Source organism: Vannielia sp. ABF1_015 (assembly GCF_056160745.1).
The window spans coordinates 1,275,267-1,290,328 of record NZ_JBSWXT010000001.1 but is presented as its reverse complement, the minus strand read 5'-3'; the positions used below and the strand labels follow the sequence as shown (position 1 = coordinate 1,290,328).

The window sequence follows — 15,062 nt, the reverse complement described above, 5'->3', positions numbered from 1 at the left end:
CGCCCCGGGTCCACGCACCGGGGCAGTGTCCGGTCGAATGCGAACCGATCTAAAATAGGACAGGCCCACTGACGCTTAGGTGATTCAGCGTCAAGGGGGATGTCTGCCGAGATGGCCGGAACTCGCCGGTTTGAGGCCGAGGTGGCGGCGCGCTCTCAGGTTTCTGAGCGGGGCACGGGGCGGGCGGCGAGGCCTGCGTCTTCGAGGTGATCGAGCAGCGCGGTTTCTACCGGTGTCATATGGCGCTCGACATCGACCACAGAAAACACGTCGATCACCGGCGGCGTGGCCTGCACCGGGATTTGCCAGAGCCGCGCGCCGTAGCGCAGGGCGTGGGTGCGGGCCATGCATCCGATGGCGGTGCCGCTTTCGATCAGTTCCGAGAGGTCGATGATGCCGGTGGCGGCGGCGATGAACTTGCCGCCGATGCCGTGGCGCACGCGCCAAAGCGCCAGCGCAGAGAGAGCGCCTGCCATTCTGTCTTCTTCGTAGCCGACCACATCGGAGGCGGCCAGCGCTTCGGGGTCGATTACCGACTGGCGGAAGAGCGGGTGCTTGGGGCCGCAGTAGACGCCAAACTCCTGCGGTTGGATCGGATGGGCGCGCACCCGTTGGATGGCCGGGTCGATCTGGGTGCAGAAGCCGACGGAGGCGATGCGCTGCTGCAATGCCTGCGAGACCTCGTGGCACGAGGCGGAGCGGATCGACAGGGTGACGCGGGGATGCTGCTGGCGAAACTCTTCGAGCACCGGGGTGATGGCATCCATCTCAAGGTGAGAGGAGCGGCAGACCACGACATTGCCGGAAAGCGAGCGCCCGCCTTCTGCCGCCAGATCGTTGAGCCGCACCACGCCGCCATAGATTTCCAGCGCCTCCCGGTAGACCGCCTCGCCCTCACGGGTAATCACGAAGGTCTGGCCGCTGCCGCGCTCGACCAGACGCAGCTCCAGCCGCTCTTCCAGGCGGCGCAGGGCCGCCGAGACTGAGGGCTGAGAGACGTTCAAGCGCACTGCGGCAGCCGTGATCGAACGCTCCTGCACGATGACCATGAAGGTCCGCAGGAGGTTCCAATCCAGCTGGAGAGCCAGTCGGTCGAGCGGGAAGCTCATGCCGTGAGTGCGCCTTTCGTCTGGTCTGCGAAGTGACAGCGCGCCTGCCGACCCGGGCCGAGTGGCAGAGGCTCGGGTGGCAGCGTGTCACAGGTGCCCATCTTAACGATCGGGCAGCGGGTGTGGAAGGCGCAACCTTTGGGCACGGCGGTGGGGCTGGGGATATCGCCCGTCAGCCGCGCGCGCTCGGGGCGCTCCGCGGCAGAGGGCACGGGCACCGCCGAGAGCAGGGCGCGGGTATAGGGGTGGCGCGGGTCGTTGAAGACCTGCTCTACCGGCCCCTCCTCAACGATCTTGCCGAGATACATCACCGCCACCCGATCGCACAGAAAGCGGATGACGGCGAGGTTGTGCGAAATGAAGAGCTGGGTGAGCTTGGGGCGGCTGACGCGCAGATCCTTCAGAACGCCGAGGATCTGGGCCTGCACCGAGACGTCGAGTGCGGATGTTGGCTCGTCGAGCACCAGCAGGTCGGGATCGAGCACGAGGGCGCGGGCGATGCAGACGCGCTGCTTTTGGCCGCCGGACAGCTCATGCGGGAATCGGTCGTGGAACTGCGGCGGAAGGCCCATCGAAATGAGCATGTCCGAGACTTTGGTGCGCAGCGCCTCGCCGCGCAGGGTGGTGTTGAGGATCAGCCCCTCCGCCACGGCGCGCCGGATGGTCATGCGTGGGTTGAGCGAGGAATGGGGATCCTGAAAGATGATCTGGGCCTTGCGCCGCAGCGCCTTGAGCCCCTTTTGCCCGGCGGCACGCACATCAATGCCGTCGATGTCGATCTCGCCTGACGTTGCCTCGACCAGCCGCAGAACCGTTTTGCCGACGGTCGTCTTGCCTGAGCCGCTCTCGCCCACGAGGCCGAGGGTTTCGCCGGGCTTCAGCGACAGCGAGACGCCATCGACCGCGCGCACCACCTGCCCGTTGGCGAGCGGGAAGTGCACATCGAGATCACGGATGGCGAGCATGTCAATGCTCATGGGCGGGCTCCTTGATGTCGGTCGGCTCGTAGAGCGTGCAGGCGACGTTGTGGCCGGGCTCCACCTCGCGGAAGGCGACCGGCGCGGCGCAGGCGGCGTGGGCCTTGGGGCAGCGGGCGGCGAAGCGGCAGCCCGGCGGCGGGTTCAGCAGGTCTGGCAGGGAGCCGGGGATGGAGGCAAGCTTGTCGACCGGTTTGAAGGGATGCGGCAGCGCGGCCAGAAGCCCTTGGGTATAGGGGTGCGAAGGCGCGTCGAAGATACGGCGGATCGGGGCGTCTTCGACGATCTTGCCGGCATACATCACTGCGACGCGGGAGCAGACCTGCGCCACAACGCCGAGGTCATGGGAGATCATGATCATCGTCAGCCCCATATCTTCGACCAGTTCGGCCATCAGGTCGAGGATCTGGGCCTGAATGGTGACATCGAGTGCCGTCGTCGGCTCGTCAGCGATGAGCAGCTTGGGCTTGGCGGCCAGCGCCATGGCAATCAGCACGCGCTGGCGCATGCCGCCGGAGAGCTCGTGGGGATAGGCGCGAAACTGGCGGTCGGGGTTGGGCAGGTGGACCTTTTCCAGCATCTCCAGAGCCAGCTCGCGCGCCTCGGCCTTGCTGGCCTTGCCGCCCGATTGCGCACGGATCGCATCGACCAGCTGGGTGCCGACGCGGAACACCGGATTGAGGTAGGTCATGGGATCCTGAAAGATCATCGCCACGTCCTTGCCGCGCACGCCGCGCAGGGCCCGGTCGCTCAGGCCGAGCAGCTCGCGCCCCTCCAGCTGCACGGAGCCGGAGGTGATGCGGGCGGGCGGTGTGGGCACGAGGCCGAAGGCGGCGCGGGTCAGCACCGATTTGCCGCAGCCGGTTTCGCCCACCAGCCCGAGCGCCTCGCCGGGCTTCAGCGCAAGGCTCACCCGGTCGATGGCGTGGTAGGTGCCGTCGAAGGTGTCGAAGACCAGCGAGAAATCGTCGATTTCGAGTGTTGGTGCGGGTGTGCTCATCGTTGCCTCGGGTCCAGAACGTCGCGCAGGCCATCGCCCAGGAGGTTAAAGCCGAGCACGGTGAAGTAGATCGCCAGCCCCGGAAACAGCGAGCACCACCACCAGTCGGGCAAGTAAGAGCGGCCGGTGGAGATCATCGCGCCCCATTCGGGGAAGGGCGGCTGTGCGCCGAGGCCGAGAAAGCCGAGAGATGCGGCCCCGAGGATGGCGAGGCCCATATCCATCGAGGCCTTCACGATGATCGGAGAGAGGCAGTTGGGCAGCACATGAATAAAGACCACCCTGAGCGGCCCGGCGCCCAGCGCACGGGCGGCGTCGACATAGGTTTCGTTACGCTGACTAAGGGTTTTGGCCTGTACCAGCCGCACGTAGCCGGGCCACCAGACCAGAGAGAGTGCCAGCATGGCATTGCCGATGCCGGGGCCGAGCGCGCCGACGATGGCGATGGCGAGGATGAGGCCGGGGATCGACAGGAAGATATCGGTGATCCGCATGATGGTTTCGGCCAGCCAGCCGCCCGCCATGCCGGCGATCAGGCCGAGCGGCACGCCGATCAGGATGGCGATGCCGGTGACGGTGAGGCCGATTTGCAGCGTCGTGCGGGCACCGATCAGCACGCGGGAGAAGATATCGAGCCCGACCTGATCGGTGCCGAACCAATGCTCGGCAGAGGGGGGCAGCAGCTTGGCCCCGAAATCCACCGCGCCGTAGGCATCTTCGGGATAGGGGGCGAGCAGCGGGCCGAAGGCGGCGATGAAGAGAAAGATCGCCACGATCACCAGCCCAACCATGGAGGAGAAGCTGCGCGAATAGGTGCGCACCAGTCGACGCGTTTCGCGAAAGCGCATCGGGCGGGCGGACACCGGCTCTGCGGGGGTTGCGGTGGTGGTGGACATCAGCCCCTCCTCAGACCTGATTGCGCACGCGCGGATCGAGCAGCGCATAGGCGAGGTCGATCAGCAGGTTGGTGAACATGAAGGCCGCGCCCAGAATGAGCGTGACGGCCATGATGGGCTCGAAGTCCGACGATACGGCGGCCTTGGCGGCGTAGAGCCCGACGCCGGGAAAGTCGAACACCCCTTCGACCAGCACGGTGCCGCCCAGCATCCAGCCGAAGCGCAGGCCGATCATCGCCAGCGTTGGCAGGATGGCGTTTTTTAGCGAGTAGACGGCGATGATGCGGAACGGGCCGATGCCTTGGGCGCGGGCGTTGGTGACGTAGTCACGCCCCAGCACTTCGAGCATCTCGGCGCGGTTGACGCGGATGATGGCGGCCAGTGCGGGCAGGCTCAGCGCCAGCGCGGGCAGCACCATGTGCCACATCGCGGTGAGCGCCGTGGCCGGATCGCCGTTGAGCAGCGCATCGACGGTGATCATGCCGGTGATCTTGGGGGGCACATCGTCGAACACGCCAAGGCGTCCGCCGAGCGGAAAGAGATCAAGCTCCAGCGCGAGATACCATTGCAGCATGAGGCCGAGCCAGAACATCGGCAGCGCGGCACCGGAGACGGCGAGCAGGCGAATGCCGTGGTCGGTGGCCTTGTTTTGCCAGACCGCCGCGAGCACGCCGAGCGGGATGCCGAAGACGATGGCAATGGTGATGGCGAAGAGCACAAGCTCGACCGTGGCCGGAAGAAACTGGGCGATATCGCGGGAGACCTCGCGGCCCGTGTAGACGGATGTGCCCAGATCACCGCGCGCCAGTTGGCCGAGGTAGATCATGAAGCGCACGGGCACCGGCTTGTCGAAGCCACGTTCGGCCCGGACCTGCTCCACCATCTCTTGCGAGGCATCCGGCCCCGCGGCGAGGCGGGCCGGGTCGCCGGGGGCGACATTGGCGATGGTGAAGGTGATGACCGCGAGGCCGAGGAGCATCACGACCATCAGGCCAAGGCGTTTCAATATCAGTCTGCGCATCGGGGTATGGTATCCTCAGGTATCCGGGCGGCACAAAAGGCCGCCCGGACTGGTTGCCGTGAGTGGATTTACGGCTGGATGTAGAGTGGGTAGAGATCGACCTCGCCGGTCATGCGGATCGGGCTATCGACATAGCCTTGCACGTAGGTCCGGTAGGCGAACTGGCGTTGGCGGAGCATCCCGAAGATCTCTGGCTGGAGATCGGCGATGCGCTGCTGGATCTTGGCGTAGATCGGGGCACGCGCTTCCCAATCGGAGATGCGGCGGGCCTCTTCGATCATCGCCTTAAGCTCCTCGTCTTCAAGGAAGTGCGAGCCGTAGTACTTGCCGTGCGAGGACGGGTGATACTGGATCGCAACCGCATCCGGGTCGGTCGAGACCGGGGTGGCGAAGATTGCCAGCAGGTCGGGGCTTTCTTCGATGGAGGAGGCGCGCGCCACCATGTTGGGCCAGGTCAGCGGCACCATTTCGAGCTCGATGTTCAACTCCTTGAGGCTGTTGAGCAGCGACAGGCCCATCTGGCGTTGCTGTTCGAGGCCCTGCACGTAGACATACTCAAGCGTGATGCCGCCCTCGGGCCACTCGGTTTTGCCGAGATACTCCTTGGCCTTCTCGATGTCCTGGCGCGGCATGTCGATCTCGACCTTGCCGCGGATCGCATCGGCGAAGGGCGAGGTTTGGAGCTTGGCGTTGCCGTTGTAGACCTGAACGAAGGTTTCGTAATCAAACGCGTGGGCCACCGCTTTGCGCAGGTTTACGTCCGACATGTACTCGCCTTGGGTGTTCATTTTCAGCCCGAAGGTGGTGAGCGCGGGGGTGGAAGAGACCTCGATATCGGGGCGTGCGCCAACGACTTCGAACTCTTCGGGCGTCAGATCCGTCACCAGATCGGCCTCGCCCGACATCAGCGCCGCACGCTGCGAGGAGCTTTCCTGAATCAGGCGGTAGATAATGCCGCCCATGTCTTCGGCCTCATAGGGGAAGCCCTTCCAGTAGTCGTCATCCCGGCGCAGCCAGTAGGCGGTGCCTTGGTCGAAGCGTTCCAGCTCGTAGGGGCCGGAGCCGGCGTCGTTCTCGGAGAGCCAGGCTTTGCCGAAGTCGCCATCGACCACGTTGGGCTCGACCTGTGCGGGGTTCACCACGAACCACCAGGGCAGGAAGGAGAGGAAGGGCGCGTAGGGACGATCGAGGGTGAACTCGACCGTGTGCTCGCCGGTGGCCTTGATGTTCTCGGGCTTGAGAATATCGGAAAGCATCCATGCGACGCCCTCGTTCATCTCCAGCACGCGCTGGTAGGAGTAGACAACGGCTTCGGCGGTTACCGGATCGCCGTTATGGAAGGTGGCATTCTCGGCGAGGTTGAAGGTCCATGTGAGGCCATCGTCGGAAGTCGTCCAGTCGGTTGCCAGCCAAGGCTCCACCTCGGGCGGGTTGCCACTGTATTTGACGAGGCCGTCGTAGAGGGCCTGCGTCATCATGCGAATGGAATAGTCGTAGGACTGGCCCGGGTCGATATGCGACACCGCCTGACGTCCGCCGATCACCATCCAGAACTCACCATCACGTTTTTCGGCGGCCTGAACCGGCGACACGAGCGTCGCGGCGAGGGCCATGGCCGAAGTCAACATTCTAAGTTTCATGTCTACTCTCCGTCTGAGAGGCCCACGTGAGGCCACTGAAGGTCATTGGCTGCCCGTCGAACCGGGCGGCCTGTGGGGACCATCAATTCAGAAGCGCTCTAGGAGGCAAAACAGCGAATGCGAATGGCCGCCATTGGCTGAGCCTATGGTCTGGCTGCCTGCGGATCAGAATCTGGCGCTTGGCCGGGTAAAACGCACAAACAAGAGGCAGCGGCGGGCTCGGAGGGCGTGAATCGGCGCTCAAGATAGCCCGCGCGAATTTGGACCATAGCGAAAGGCTATTTGCAGAAAGGCGGTTTGGAGGCGGAAGTTCTGCTCAGTAACGGGCCGGATTGCGGCCATGGACAGGCGCGCGCTCCTCTGGCGCGGGGCCTGACGGTTTGAGAGGATGTGAAATGAACACTCTGGCCCAGAGAACCCCCAGCCAGACGCACCGTGTTTTGTCGGCCGAGGACATTGAGGCCTTGGCCGTTGGTGCGTGGATCCTGGGCACCGGCGGCGGCGGCGACCCCTATCAGAAACTGCTGAACATGCGCCTGCTCTATGAGGCCGGGCGCGAGGTGACCTTGGTTGACCCGCTTACGCTGGATGATGACGCCGTGGTGGCCGTGCTGTCGAACATGGGCGCACCGCTGGTGGGGCAGGAGCGGCTCTCTGACCCGGAGTTCGCTCTCAAGCCGTTGCGGATGATGGAGGAATACCTCGGCCGCAAGTTTGATGCGGTGATGGCGCTGGAGATCGGCGGCGGCAATGGGGTGCACCCGATGATGGTGGCGGCGCTGACCGGCTATCCGGTGGTGGACGCCGACACCATGGGCCGGGCCTATCCGGAGGCGCAGATGACCTCTGTCGCCGTGGCAGGCCTGCGCTGCTACCCGCTGACGATGGCCGACATTCGAGACAATGAGGTGATTATTCCGCGTGCCGCCTCGTGGCGCTGGATGGAGCGGATCAGCCGCAAGGCCTGCACCGAGATCGGCTCTGTCGCCGCCACCTGCAAGGCGCCGCGCTCGGGCGCAGAGGTCAAGCAGCATGGGGTGCTCTACTCCGTTTCCAAGGCCATTGCGCTGGGCTCCAACGTGCTGAAGGCGCGGGCGGCCCACACCGACCCGATCGAGGCGGTGCTTTCGGCCACCGAGGGCAAGCGGCTCTTTGCGGGCAAGATCGTGGATATCGAGCGCCGGGCGACCGAGGGCTTTTTGCGGGGTAAGGCCCGGATCGAGGGGCTCGACGATTTTGCCGGCAAGGAGATGGTGGTGCATTTCCAGAATGAATTTTCGGTGGCCTATCTTGACGGCGAGCCGGTGGTGATGACGCCTGATCTGATTTGCCTGCTCGACACCGTATCGGGCGATGGCATTGGCACCGACGTCTTGCGCTTTGGCCAGCGTGTCAGCGTGCTGGCCCTGCCCGCGCCCGGCGTCTTTCTCAGCGAGAAGGGGATTGCCGCCGTGGGGCCGAGGGCCTTCGGTTTCGATCTCGATTTCACATCCGTCTTCAAGGAGCCCAACTGATGAAACGCATTGGCATCGACGTCGGCGGCACCAATACGGATGCGGCCCTTCTGGACGGGGACCGGGTGATTGCCGCGGTCAAGACCTTCACCACCGCCGATGTGACCAGCGGTGTGCGCACCGCGCTGAAGGAGGTTATCGAAAAGGCCGGGGACGAGGCCCGCGATGTGGTGGCGGTGATGATCGGCACCACGCATTTTACCAATGCGGTGGTCGAGCGGCGCAACCTCGGACGGGCGGCGGCGCTGCGCGTCTCCCTGCCCGCCTCCGCCAGCCTTGTGCCGTTCTGCGATTGGCCGAAGGACTTGGCCGCGAAGGTCAACGGCGGCGTCTATCTGGTGGAGGGCGGGCACGAATATGATGGCCGCCCGCTGGTGCCGATGGACGAGAAGGCCGTGGCCGAAGCGGCCCGCAAGATGGTGAAAGACGGGATCGAGGCGGTTGCGGTTTCTGCCACCTTCTCGCCGCTGACCACCGAATGCGAAGATCGTGCCGCCGAGATTTTGAAGGCCGAGGCGCCTGACATCCACGTGACGAAATCCTCCACGCTGGGCCGGATCGGCCTGCTGGAGCGCGAGAACGTGGCGCTAATGAACGCCTCGCTGATCGGGCTGGCGCGCGACACCACCAAGGCCTTTGTGGATGCGGTGGCCGAGAGCGGGCTGGGTGCGCAGCTTTTCATCACGCAGAACGACGGGACTGTTGTGAAGGCGGAAGCCGCGCGGGAATACCCGGTATTCTCCTTCGCGTCCGGGCCGACCAACTCGATGCGCGGCGCGGCTTTGCTGGCCGGGCTGGAAAACGCGATGGTCTGCGATGTGGGCGGCACGACCGCCGACATCGGCTGCCTCGTCAACGGCTTTCCGCGTGAGGCCAACAACGTGGTTGAGGTGGGCGGCGTGCGCACGCTGTTCCGGATGCCCGACCTGCTTTCTATCGCGGTGGGCGGCGGCACCAAGATCGGGCGCGACCCGGTGACGGTTGGCCCCGAGTCCGTGGGCTATCGGCTGAGTGAGCGGGCGCTTGTGTTTGGCGGCGACCAGATCACCGCAACCGACATTGCGGTGGCTGCGGGCCTGATCAGCCTTGGCGATCCGGCCAAGGTGGCCGACCTGCCCGCCGATTTTGTGCAGGCAGCGCTGGACAAGATGCACGAGAACATTGCCGAGGGCGTGGACCGGATGAAGACCGATGCCACCGAGGTGCCGCTGCTGGCGGTGGGCGGCGGCGCGATGCTGATCCCCGAGAAGGTACCGGGGATTTCCGAGGTTATCCATGTGGAGCACAGCGGCGTGGCCAATGCCGTGGGCGCCGCGATGGCGCAGATTTCGGGCGAGACCGACCGGATCTATCGCGACATGGACCGCGACGAAGCGATTGCCCATGCCCGCAGCGCCGCGATTGCAGCCGCGGTAGAGGCCGGGGCGGAGGAAAGCTCGATCAAGGTGATCGATGTGGAAGACCTGCCGCTCTCCTACCTGCCGGGCCGGGCGATCCGGACCCGGGTGCGCGTGGTCGGGGAAGCTGCCGCGCTGAAGGAAGAAGAGCCGGCATGAGCCGCCCCTCCATTGGCCTGCTCGTCATAGGGCAGGCCCCCCGCCCTGCCCTGCTGGCCGAGTTCCGGCATGTGCTGCCGAAGTCGGCGGCGGATATCTCGGTGCTGGGCGCGCTGGATCATCTGGACGATGCGGGCCTTGCCGCCGCCGCGCCCGAGAGCGATGAGGACACACTTTACACCACGCTGCCGACCGGGCGCTCTGTGCTTGTCAGCAAGGCGGCGGTGACAGAGGGCATGGGCGCGCGGCTGAACGACCTTTCCGCGCAGAATGTTGACGTGGCGATTGTGGCCTGCACCGGTCGGTTCAAGACGCTGGAAGCCCCCGGCGTGCATTTTGCGTCCGACCTGATCGGCGGCGCGGTGGCGGGTTGCCTGCCGCCCGGCGCGGGACGGCTTGGGGTGTTTATCCCCACACCGGCGCAGGCCGAGGCCAGTATCGAGCGTTGGAGCAGCGCCGGGCGGGAGTGCGTTGCGGTGCCGGTGCAACCGGATGCCGATGACGCCACCATCCGCGCGGCAGCGGAGGAAATGGCGAACCAGTCCGTTGATCTCGTGGTGCATGACTGCATCAGCTACACCCGCGCCAGCCGGTTGCTGGCCGCCAGTATCCACCGCAAGCCCACCATTCTGGCCGCCGCGATCTGCGCCCGTTTTGCGGCAGAACTCGCCGGGGCCTGACGGGCCGCTGGCTGCCTCTATGCCGATCTCTATGCGACGGTGGACCACACGTTTTCCAAGCGCCGGTGGCAGCCGGATGAATGGGAAGAGGCGCAGGAAGATCTGGCGAGGTCTTTGGGCGCGGGAGCGGCGGGCGGAAGCTGACTGGCCCTGGTTTGCTTGAAGGAGCGGCTCGCTGCACCCTGCGGCGACTGGCGGGATCCGGCGGGCGGGCAACCCGCGAGAATACTTGACAGTTTCAATCAGATTACTTAGGGGCCATTGAGACGCGACCCACCCCGACGGCAGGCCGAGCACAGATTTGCCACAGCGGAAGGGGACCAGATGCGCCAGATTTCACTTTATTCGACAACGGCCTTCATTGCCCTCACGGGCGCAGCGACGGCGCAGGAACTGGCTTTTACGCTGGACCCGATCTACGTGAACTCCGCCGCCCGCAGCGAGCGGCTGGTGCTGGATACGCCGGTTGCCGTCTCGACCCTGAGCGGCGAGGCGCTGGCCAACCGTCAGGCGGGCGACTTTCAGGAATTGATCGGGGACATGCCCGGCGTGACCATCGGCGGCGGCCCACGTGCGATTGCGCTGGAGCCAAACATTCGGGGCTTTACCGATGACCAGATTGTGCTGCGCTTCGATGGCGGGCGCTTCAACTTCAACCAGGGCCACAGGGGGCGGTCTTTCCTTGATCCGGCGCTGGTGAAACGGGTGGAAGTGGTGCGCGGCGGGGGCTCCACGCTCTATGGCTCGGGCGCGCTCGGCGGGGTGATCTCGGTGGAGACGGTGGATGCCGACGACCTGCTGGAAGAGGGGCGCACCATAGGCGCTCGGGTTGGTATGGGATATTCCACCAACGGCGGGCAATGGCGGGCCAATACGGCGGTTTATGCCGATTGGGGGGCGTGGGATGCGCTGCTGTTTCTGGGCACGCGCGACACCTCGGGCAACTATGCGGCGGGCGGGGGCGAGGAAATTCCGTTTTCGGCGCTCGATCAGCAGAATGGCATGATCAAGCTGGGCTTCGAGCCATCGGCGGACAGCCGGATCGAGTTTAGCTTTTCGGACTATCACGACAGCGCGCTGACCCTTGCCTCGGCCAATGGTGCCCCTTCAAGCTCGAACCCGGAGGTGGACCGGGATGCCAGCGAGCAGAGCTTTCGGCTGAGCTGGGAGTTTGACCCCGAAGGCAACGATGCGGTGGACCTTTCGGTGCTGTTCTACGGCGACCGGCTGAAGATTACTGAAGACCGCGTGAGCGCCCCGCGCCATGATGAGACGACCTATGACAGCCTCGGGCTGGAGGTGACAAACCGCGCGCGGCTCACGCTTGGGGTGCCGGTAGAGATTGTGTACGGGTTGGAGCTGTTTCGCGAGAGCCAGGAGGGCACGCGGGACGGCGCGGCGCGCTCAACCTTCCCGCCCGCCAGCGCGATGACCACCGGCGTTTTTGCCGAGGCGACCTTTGAGCTTTCGCCACAATTCGATGTGATCGCCGGGCTGCGCTATGACGTTTATGAGCGCGAACCGGGCGATGCGACGCTGGAGGATGTGCGCGAGGAGTTCTTCTCGCCTCGGATTGGCGTGAGCTATCGCCCGACCGAGAATTGGCAGGTCTTTGCAAACCTCTCCCGCGCCTACCGCGCCGCCTCTCTGAGCGAGCTTTACAACGACGGGCTGCATTTTCCGGGCAATCCCTTCGGCTTTCCGCCCGACAACTTCTTTGTGCCCAACCCCGATCTAAAGCCCGAGGAATCGACTCAGTTCGAGATTGGCACCCGGTTTGAAAAGCGCGGGCTGCGGCGTGCGGATGACAAGCTGAGCTTCTCGGTCAGCCTCTATAATGCGGAGGTGAAGAACTACATCGAGCAGACGGTGGATATCTTTGCCGGGACGACCACCTCAAGCAATGTCGACGGGCGGCTTTGGGGGCTGGAGGCAGAGGCGCGGTATGACACGGCGGCGTGGTTTGTTGGCGGGGGCCTGTCGATTGCCCGTGGCGAGGGCGCGGATGGCGACCCGCTGGCCTCGATCCCGCAAGACCGGGTGACGCTGGAGGCGGGCTATCGGCCTGCCGACGACTGGCTGTTTGGCGCCAAGGCAACGCTGGCCGCAGAGCAGAACCGTGTGCCAGCAGGCGGCGCGGTGGGCGAGAGCTGGGAGACGCTGGACATTTACGCCGCATGGACGCCCGACAGCGCGGGAATGGCGGGCAGCAGCCTGCGGATCGGCATAGATAACCTGTTTGACCGGCATTACACGATTTACCCCAACGAGCTGCCGCAGGCGGGCCGCTCGCTGGAAGTTTCGGCGGCCTTCACCTTCTGATCGCCGCCCCGCGAGCCCAGAAAACAAAACCGCCGCGTGCCGGAGGGCGCGCGGCGGTTTTCGTTGGTGTGGGGCCTGCGGCTCAGGCGATGTGCTGGATCGGGGCGAAGCCTTCGAAGTTGGGGTGCCCCTCGTAGAGCTTGCCCTGCCCGCCCGCCTTGGCGTGCGAGGCGCGAAACTGATCGGACCGGGTCCAGGCGCGGAAGGCATCTTCGCTTTCCCAGACGGTGTGGGAGGCATAGAGAATGGTGCCGTCCTCGCGCTCGGGGCCCTTGAGCATGTGGAACTCCCTGAAGCCCTCCATCTCCTTGAGGTGCGTTTCGCGCCCCAGCCAGAGCGCCTCGAAGGCCTCGGCATTCTCGGCCTTCACGGTAAAGCGGTTCATCGCAAGATACATGGGGGGTCTCCTTTGGTGTGTTTTCAGATGGGTCAGCCCGCAGGGCGGGCGGTGTGGGGCAGAAGGAAGGTGGCGGGTGCGGCCGGGGTGGCGTTGACGCGCAGGGCGCAGCCGTAGGCATCGCAAAGGCGGGCATCTGTCAGCACCTCGGCGGGCGGGCCTTGTGCCAGTTTGCGGCCCTGAGACATGAGCATGACCTGATCGGCATACATGGCCGTCAGGTTGAGATCATGCATCACCGCGATAACGCCGCCGCCACTGGCGGCGTAGCCCGCCATCAGCTGCATCACCTCAAGCTGGTGGCCGATGTCGAGGCTGCTGACCGGCTCATCAAGCAACAGCCAGCGCGGCCCCTCCGGCCCGACCGGCTCCCAGACTTGGGTGAGGACGCGGGCGAGTTGGGCACGCTGCTGCTCGCCGCCGGAGAGCTCGTTGTAAAAGCGCCCGGCAAAGCCCGCGAGCCCGACCTGCGCCAGCGCCTCCTCCACCCGGCCGGGCGGCGGCGGGGTAGCGCTGGCGGACATGCCGAGGCGAATGATTTCGTGCACGGTGAAGGGAAAGGCGATGTGGCTGCTCTGGGGCAGGACCGCCCGGCGTGCGGCAAGCTGCCAGCCCGACATGCGGGTTATATCGCGCCCATCGAGGGAGATTTGCCCGGTGCTGGGCACCTCCTGCGTGAGGGCCTTCAGGAGGGTGGTTTTGCCGGAGCCGTTTGGCCCGACAATCACCGTGACCTCGCCCGGCTGCGCGGTAAGGGACACTCCGCGCAGGATTGGCTTGCGGGCGAGGGACACGGCGATATCGGTTGCTCGGAACATCGCGTTACATATCCAGCAGGCTGCGGTTGCGCAGCAGTATCCACAGAAAGAACGGGCCGCCGAGGGTGGCTGTGACAATGCCGATGGGCAGCTCAGCGGGGGCGATGACGACGCGCGAGATCATATCTGCGCCGATCAGCAGGCAGGCCCCGAGCAGGGCCGAGGCGGGCAGCAGGTAGCGGTGATCGGGGCCGATGGCGAGGCGCAGCAGGTGCGGCACGACGATGCCGATGAAGCCGATGCCGCCCGAAACGGCCACCGCAGCGCCGGTGGCGGCGGCGACCGAGAGGATGGCGATGTTTTTCATCCGCTGGACCGGGATGCCGAGATGCGCCGCCGGGGCCTCGCCCAGTGCCAGCGCGTTGAGCGCACGGGCCAGAAACGGCGTGGCGGCCAGCGCGAGCGCGATCAGCGGTGCGGCGAGGGCCACCTTGCTCCATGTCGCCCCGGCCAGCGAGCCGAGGCCCCAGAAGGTGAGATCGCGCAGTTGCGCGTCATCCGCCATGTAGACGAGAACCCCCGAGACCGCCCCGGCCAGCGCCCCGAGGGCGATGCCCGCAAGCAGCATGACCGCCACCGATGTGCGGCCCCGGCTGGTGGCGATGCGATAGAGCAGCAACGTGCTGACCCAGCCGCCCAGAAAGGCCGCGACCGGCACGAGGTAGTAGCCGAGGGCCGCTTGCAGGGCCACGGGCAGCAGGCCCCCCAAAACGATGGCGGTGATCGCCCCCAGCCCGGCCCCTGCCCCGACGCCGACAAGCCCCGGATCGGCCAGAGGGTTGCGGAAGAGCCCCTGCATCACCGCGCCCGACACTGCCAGCGAGGCCCCGACGAGGATGCCCAGCGCGAGACGAGGCAGGCGGATATCGAACAGGATGAGCGCCTCGCGCGTGCCGATCTCTTCGCCCATTGCCAACTGGCCCAGTGCTGCAAGCAGGCTGGTACCAGAAGCGCCGGTGCCGAGGCTCGCAAGGGAGACAAGCGCCAGCAGGGCGGCAAGGGCCAGCATGGCCAGCGCCGCGCGGCGTTGCCTGTCGCCTGCGGGAGGGGCCAGTCTGCGGCGGCGGGCCGGGGTGGCCGGGGCGTTCATCACATCGGCCATGAGGACTGCCTTGGGGCGCTTGGTGGGAGG

General features: G+C 65.8%; 13 protein-coding genes. 4 read left to right on the top strand and 9 right to left on the bottom strand.

Annotation, left to right across the window (positions count from 1 at the left end; genetic code table 11):
• Nucleotides 1-155 precede the first annotated feature (155 nt).
• The 6 genes from ACXAG6_RS06590 to ACXAG6_RS06565 all read right to left on the bottom strand — a co-directional run bounded on the left by ACXAG6_RS06590 (nt 156) and on the right by ACXAG6_RS06565 (nt 6,643).
• The gene (locus ACXAG6_RS06590; RefSeq protein ID WP_475336252.1) at nt 156-1,109 is read right to left on the bottom strand and encodes a LysR family transcriptional regulator; all 954 of its coding nucleotides are present in this window, start codon (nt 1,107-1,109) and stop codon (nt 156-158) included.
• The gene (locus tag ACXAG6_RS06585; RefSeq protein ID WP_475336250.1) at nt 1,106-2,086 is read right to left on the bottom strand and encodes an ABC transporter ATP-binding protein; all 981 of its coding nucleotides are present in this window, start codon (nt 2,084-2,086) and stop codon (nt 1,106-1,108) included. The genes ACXAG6_RS06590 and ACXAG6_RS06585 overlap by 4 nt, the downstream gene beginning before the upstream one ends.
• On the bottom strand, nt 2,076-3,086 hold the full coding sequence (locus ACXAG6_RS06580; protein ID WP_475336248.1) for an ABC transporter ATP-binding protein: 1,011 nt from the start codon (nt 3,084-3,086) through the stop codon (nt 2,076-2,078). The genes ACXAG6_RS06585 and ACXAG6_RS06580 overlap by 11 nt, the downstream gene beginning before the upstream one ends.
• Nucleotides 3,083-3,982, bottom strand: a complete 900-nt coding sequence (locus ACXAG6_RS06575) for an ABC transporter permease (protein ID WP_475336246.1) — start codon at nt 3,980-3,982, stop codon at nt 3,083-3,085. Before ACXAG6_RS06575 ends, ACXAG6_RS06580 begins: the two co-directional genes overlap by 4 nt.
• Nucleotides 3,983-3,992: 10 nt before the next feature.
• A complete protein-coding gene (locus tag ACXAG6_RS06570) occupies nt 3,993-5,003 on the bottom strand; it encodes an ABC transporter permease (RefSeq protein ID WP_475336244.1) in 1,011 nt (336 codons plus the stop codon).
• A 68-nt stretch (nt 5,004-5,071) separates the two neighbouring features.
• The gene (locus ACXAG6_RS06565) at nt 5,072-6,643 is read right to left on the bottom strand and encodes an ABC transporter substrate-binding protein (RefSeq protein ID WP_475336242.1); all 1,572 of its coding nucleotides are present in this window, start codon (nt 6,641-6,643) and stop codon (nt 5,072-5,074) included.
• A 395-nt stretch (nt 6,644-7,038) separates the two neighbouring features.
• On the opposite strand from ACXAG6_RS06565, the gene ACXAG6_RS06560 reads away from it, so the two are divergent.
• From ACXAG6_RS06560 to ACXAG6_RS06545, 4 genes are all read left to right on the top strand, one after another.
• Nucleotides 7,039-8,157 carry a DUF917 domain-containing protein gene (locus ACXAG6_RS06560; protein ID WP_475336240.1) on the top strand — a complete coding sequence of 373 codons (1,119 nt, stop codon included), beginning with the start codon at nt 7,039-7,041 and terminating at the stop codon, nt 8,155-8,157.
• Entirely contained in the window at nt 8,157-9,713 is a 1,557-nt protein-coding gene (locus ACXAG6_RS06555; RefSeq protein WP_475336239.1) for a hydantoinase/oxoprolinase N-terminal domain-containing protein, read from the top strand. Before ACXAG6_RS06560 ends, ACXAG6_RS06555 begins: the two co-directional genes overlap by 1 nt.
• Nucleotides 9,710-10,393 carry an AroM family protein gene (locus ACXAG6_RS06550; protein WP_475336236.1) on the top strand — a complete coding sequence of 228 codons (684 nt, stop codon included), beginning with the start codon at nt 9,710-9,712 and terminating at the stop codon, nt 10,391-10,393. Before ACXAG6_RS06555 ends, ACXAG6_RS06550 begins: the two co-directional genes overlap by 4 nt.
• A gap of 324 nt (nt 10,394-10,717) precedes the next feature.
• A complete protein-coding gene (locus ACXAG6_RS06545; protein ID WP_475336234.1) occupies nt 10,718-12,715 on the top strand; it encodes a TonB-dependent hemoglobin/transferrin/lactoferrin family receptor in 1,998 nt (665 codons plus the stop codon).
• A gap of 82 nt (nt 12,716-12,797) precedes the next feature.
• Here the strand turns inward: ACXAG6_RS06545 and hmuQ are convergent, their stop codons facing one another.
• From hmuQ to ACXAG6_RS06530, 3 genes are read right to left on the bottom strand one after another with little or no spacing between them, the layout of a single operon-like run.
• Nucleotides 12,798-13,112, bottom strand: coding sequence for a heme-degrading protein HmuQ (gene hmuQ / locus ACXAG6_RS06540; RefSeq protein ID WP_475336232.1), 315 nt, complete (start codon nt 13,110-13,112; stop codon nt 12,798-12,800).
• A gap of 32 nt (nt 13,113-13,144) precedes the next feature.
• Entirely contained in the window at nt 13,145-13,930 is a 786-nt protein-coding gene (locus tag ACXAG6_RS06535) for a heme ABC transporter ATP-binding protein (RefSeq protein ID WP_475336229.1), read from the bottom strand.
• Between the two features lie 4 nt (nt 13,931-13,934).
• Nucleotides 13,935-15,032: a FecCD family ABC transporter permease gene (locus tag ACXAG6_RS06530; RefSeq protein WP_475336227.1), complete on the bottom strand. Its 1,098-nt coding sequence runs from the start codon at nt 15,030-15,032 to the stop codon at nt 13,935-13,937.
• Nucleotides 15,033-15,062: the final 30 nt, after the last annotated feature.

Excerpts from the sequence above, each read along its gene's own strand:
- ACXAG6_RS06530 (WP_475336227.1), bottom strand. The coding sequence starts at position 15,032 with ATGGCCGATGTGATGAACGCCCCGGCCACCCCGGCCCGCCGCCGCAGA.
- ACXAG6_RS06550 (WP_475336236.1), top strand. The coding sequence starts at position 9,710 with ATGAGCCGCCCCTCCATTGGCCTGCTCGTCATAGGGCAGGCCCCCCGC.
- ACXAG6_RS06560 (WP_475336240.1), top strand. The coding sequence starts at position 7,039 with ATGAACACTCTGGCCCAGAGAACCCCCAGCCAGACGCACCGTGTTTTG.
- ACXAG6_RS06590 (WP_475336252.1), bottom strand. The coding sequence starts at position 1,109 with ATGAGCTTCCCGCTCGACCGACTGGCTCTCCAGCTGGATTGGAACCTC.
- ACXAG6_RS06545 (WP_475336234.1), top strand. The coding sequence starts at position 10,718 with ATGCGCCAGATTTCACTTTATTCGACAACGGCCTTCATTGCCCTCACG.
- ACXAG6_RS06575 (WP_475336246.1), bottom strand. The coding sequence starts at position 3,982 with ATGTCCACCACCACCGCAACCCCCGCAGAGCCGGTGTCCGCCCGCCCG.
- ACXAG6_RS06565 (WP_475336242.1), bottom strand. The coding sequence starts at position 6,643 with ATGAAACTTAGAATGTTGACTTCGGCCATGGCCCTCGCCGCGACGCTC.
- hmuQ (WP_475336232.1), bottom strand. The coding sequence starts at position 13,112 with ATGTATCTTGCGATGAACCGCTTTACCGTGAAGGCCGAGAATGCCGAG.
- ACXAG6_RS06585 (WP_475336250.1), bottom strand. The coding sequence starts at position 2,086 with ATGAGCATTGACATGCTCGCCATCCGTGATCTCGATGTGCACTTCCCG.
- ACXAG6_RS06535 (WP_475336229.1), bottom strand. The coding sequence starts at position 13,930 with ATGTTCCGAGCAACCGATATCGCCGTGTCCCTCGCCCGCAAGCCAATC.
- ACXAG6_RS06580 (WP_475336248.1), bottom strand. The coding sequence starts at position 3,086 with ATGAGCACACCCGCACCAACACTCGAAATCGACGATTTCTCGCTGGTC.
- ACXAG6_RS06570 (WP_475336244.1), bottom strand. The coding sequence starts at position 5,003 with ATGCGCAGACTGATATTGAAACGCCTTGGCCTGATGGTCGTGATGCTC.
- ACXAG6_RS06555 (WP_475336239.1), top strand. The coding sequence starts at position 8,157 with ATGAAACGCATTGGCATCGACGTCGGCGGCACCAATACGGATGCGGCC.